Below are 3716 nucleotides of genomic sequence, written 5' to 3' on the forward strand. Positions count from 1 at the left end.
ATGGATTGCCAGTTCAATCTCTTCCAAATAGCCAAAGTGCCAATAGAAAGGCATGTGAAAATCCGAAGTGCAGCGACACCCTTTGACCCTCTTGACCAAGAATACTTGGTAAAGAGAAAATCTAAAAGGCTAGCTCGTAACTCTTGGAACGAACCTGCTTCGACTGCTTTATAAGTTGCTGGGTATCAAACGATGCCTTCGTGGAGGCTTGAGCCTAGTGCAGTGAAAGTTGCACGCTGGGTTCTTATATGGACTCTCGGCTGTCGTCAATCAAATCTTTCTAGTAAAACATGTTAGATGCGTTCTTATATACGGGCTACTATGAGGAGCTACCTCGCCCTAAAATGTAATCGCACCAATAGGTCAAAATCTTAGGGACGGTATTTTATTACCCTAGAACCGAGCTGACTTTTATTGGTTGGTCTTACCTGTTTTACTGTCGATCTTTGTTGACTGGACACCTTTTAAACTATGACTTCTGGCTCGTATTCTGAATCAGATTTCAAGATAGCAAAAGCGGTTCGAACAGTTTTGTTTGCTAGGGCTATTGCTGCTACTTTCTTTCCTCTTCTAGCTATCAAAGCCTTAAGCCATTGCTCTTTATGTGTTTTAGGTGGACGATTAACAACCAAACTAACAACAGAAAGCGCCCCTTGATATAACGTGGCTCGGAGTCGCTTGTCTGCACATTGTTTAGAAATATGCCCAATGTGTTCTTTCCCACCAGAACTATGCTGCTTTGGTGTTAATCCTATGCTAGCCGCTGCATTACGCCCATTAGAGTAGTGCTCGCCCTTGCCTAATCTCAAAGACAAACCTAAAGCACCAATAGGGCCTACACCTTCAAGTTTCATTAACTTTTGGCACACTTGATTTGATTCAATAGTCCCTTTCAAAGAAGATGTTATTGCGTCGGCATGTTCTATCTGCACTTCTAAATGCTCCCATAGACTCATAACAATTTGTCTAAAACTATCAGGCAAATCATTTTCAGCGTCTTCTAAAATCATAGGAAGGTTTAGACGTAAAGAATTAATGCCTTGTGGAATAACAATTCCAAACTCTAATAACAAACCACGTATCTGGTTACTTTGAGCAATCACATGAGTAAGCGCTAAACTTCTTGCTCGTTCTGTTGATTGCATTGCCTGCTCTTCCACCGATTGAATACGTACACTTTGGATGTGTTCTAGGGGCGCAGCTGTTGCTATCGCAATGGCATCATTTTTATCGGTTTTCTGTTTTGTCTGAAATCCCTTAACAATTCTAGCATTGATGACCTTTACTTGATGGCCAGCACGTTCAGCATAACGAGCCCAATAATGTGCAGTAGCGCAGGCTTCCATCGCAACCAAAGACTTCGTTTCCTTTACTAAAAGCTCTTTTAATCGTTTTCTTGATACTTCCCTGTTATAAATGATTTTACCTCTAGGGCTAACCTTACAAACTTGGAAAACACTTTTGGCTAGGTCAATCGCAATAATATTGTCTTTTTCCATAATATGAACCCTGACTGTCACTGCTGGTATGAAATTTCAATGTAGCTCCCCGAAGGGAGAGAGTCCATACATCTTAGGGAGACGGCACTTGGTAACAAGTGTCGTCCACCCGACAGGAATAATTTGTGAAACAGGTTGTTTCACAATTTAGCGACAAGCTGTTGCCAGTCTGACAGCGACCAGTGGCATTACTCAGCTTTATCTAAAAGCAAACAGGCTCTAAGAAGGTTTGGGGCACTTCCGTGTTACGAAGTGCCCGCTGTGACGGTTCTGGACAAAATCGAGTTTGGTTTTGTGCCAAATTATAAAACCTCGGATAGCTTTAGGTATGGAGTGGCCTAACTTAATATCCAATGATAGTGGGGCGGATCAGATAGTCCTTTTGTGCTCCTCAAACAAGATCATTACTATGAGAAAAGCTAACAACAAGTCGTAAATTATAATTAATAAGAGGCTTTCCAACTAAAACCTACCTCAGCTATGACTGGTGATCGCTGCTTCTGTTGCTAATTTGAGCTTTGTGATTTTATCACTAGTCATCTCAAAGCTACTGTCATATTTGTTCGTTGAAGCAACTCGAAGTTGACGCTCGACAGACATCAGATCACCAATAACTCTACGTAACTTAGCTGCTGACATACGAATCTGTTTCATTATTTGCATCACTGACGCCGCTGAAACGATAACGCAACCACTCATGGCGTAATACTTTGCATTGAGAATCATTTCAAACTCTCGGATACAACTATTAGAAATAAACAGCTCATCGATAGTTAAGCTGTCAAAGTAGCTCTCAACATGCGCTGATCGTTCTATCTCGCGATAAGCCTCCCTTAGCTTGTGGGTTTGATCATCTAGTTGACCAATAATAATATTCGCTAATTCATAGTTTTCATCTGATAGATAAAATTCGTCATTTTTATACTCTGATTCTTCCAGACGAAGTGCCATAACTTTAGCAATGATATCGCTTATACTATCATTAGCACTGCCATCAAAAGCTGCCTTGATAATTTTACTCATACCGTGTCTCTTGTTTATTACGACCTCAAAAGTATTATAGGGATATGTTGGTAAAATGATAAGCCTGGCTAATTCAACCTATGAAGATTCTGGAAACTTCCGTGTTAAAAAACACCTCGGATAAAATCGACCAACTAATAAAAAACCACCAAGCTTAAACTTGATGGTTTTTATTCTTAACTGCTTGTTCAGCAGGAAGGTTGCTTTCTTCCTGGCCTATTCTTAGCTGCCTATTCGGCAGGACACTGTAGAATATAGTCTCTAACAATCTGATTCTGCATGCTTAAAGTCACAATTCACCAAGATACCCTTTTTCTTCTTACGTCTGTAACTCCTTGTTTTTACTTCTTCGAAAAAGAGCTTTCATAAAAGGGTCAAAAACGTAGGTCAGGTACCGTGCCTTTTCTTTCTTGATTGGTGGCTAAACCATAGCTATTAAAGTTTGCTGCAACGCGCTCTCTAACAAACTCCTTTTGTACAAACAAAATATAACTTTCCCCTGATGAACCGCTGGAGATTGGGATTCGATGAAAACTATCGATGATTCGCTCTTCATTCGTGGCTGGTAATGATTGTCCATCACCAGAGAAATCGGCTCTCGCCATGCTACGTTTGATTCGACGTTTCTTGGAGCCCAGAAAACTTTTCCCAATCGTTTGATTACGGGTAAACCTCACCTCAACCGCAATGTCAGGCACCTCACAAACACTGGAGATCTCAAATAAACCTTCATTTACCATCAAAGAGAAATAGGGCTGAAAAGCGAGTCCAATCATCATCTCTTTATCTTCAGCAACAAAGGCAATGGTTTGGCCAACTGTAGATTCGTTCCAGTCCGGAAAACTCACACCTATTTTATTCATGGCTTGTCGGTTATTGACCATAAACAAGTGCATTTGGGATATACACCGTCCTGCCAATAATTCATGGTCGGCTTGTGCAGGCATGTAACGTATTAAGAAATAGTAACGCTTAGTCATATCTATCCCTTACTTCGCTTTAGAACAATTGAATAGGCCGCCTTTGATCAAGACAGACATGATGAAGTGCACATCATTTGGGATGACTTGAGAAGCTGTCATGCTTTCAATCCAGTTCTCTGTATTTCTGACTAATTGGTAAAAGTCATTTCCATGGGACACGTGTCGCCTTGCTATAACGTATTCTCGATCTGCCCCATATTCGTTCACTCTT

4 protein-coding genes and 1 pseudogene are annotated in these 3716 nt (G+C 40.8%); 1 reads left to right on the plus strand and 4 read right to left on the minus strand.

The features are described 5' to 3' along the window. A pseudogene (locus tag AB4503_RS25525) lies at window positions 1-174 on the plus strand (group II intron reverse transcriptase/maturase); the annotation flags it as partial. Between the two features lie 290 nt (window positions 175-464). Here the strand turns inward: AB4503_RS25525 and AB4503_RS25530 are convergent. The 4 genes from AB4503_RS25530 to AB4503_RS25545 form a co-directional block, all read right to left on the minus strand. After that, window positions 465-1499, minus strand: coding sequence for an IS110 family transposase (locus tag AB4503_RS25530; protein WP_008222359.1), 1035 nt, complete (start codon window positions 1497-1499; stop codon window positions 465-467). A 474-nt stretch (window positions 1500-1973) separates the two neighbouring features. Beyond that, window positions 1974-2522 (minus strand): hypothetical protein, encoded by a 549-nt coding sequence (locus AB4503_RS25535; RefSeq protein ID WP_372115925.1) that lies wholly within the window; start codon window positions 2520-2522, stop codon window positions 1974-1976. Between the two features lie 374 nt (window positions 2523-2896). After that, window positions 2897-3502 carry a type I-F CRISPR-associated endoribonuclease Cas6/Csy4 gene (gene cas6f, locus AB4503_RS25540; protein WP_372115926.1) on the minus strand — a complete coding sequence of 202 codons (606 nt, stop codon included), beginning with the start codon at window positions 3500-3502 and terminating at the stop codon, window positions 2897-2899. 9 nt (window positions 3503-3511) lie between these two features. Next, window positions 3512-3716 (minus strand): type I-F CRISPR-associated protein Cas7f/Csy3 (locus tag AB4503_RS25545; RefSeq protein WP_372115927.1); only part of this gene is annotated, 205 nt, incomplete at its 5' end.

It is taken from the genome of Vibrio sp. 10N.222.55.B11, assembly GCF_041473705.1.
Taxonomy (GTDB): Bacteria; Pseudomonadota; Gammaproteobacteria; order Enterobacterales; family Vibrionaceae; genus Vibrio; species Vibrio crassostreae_C.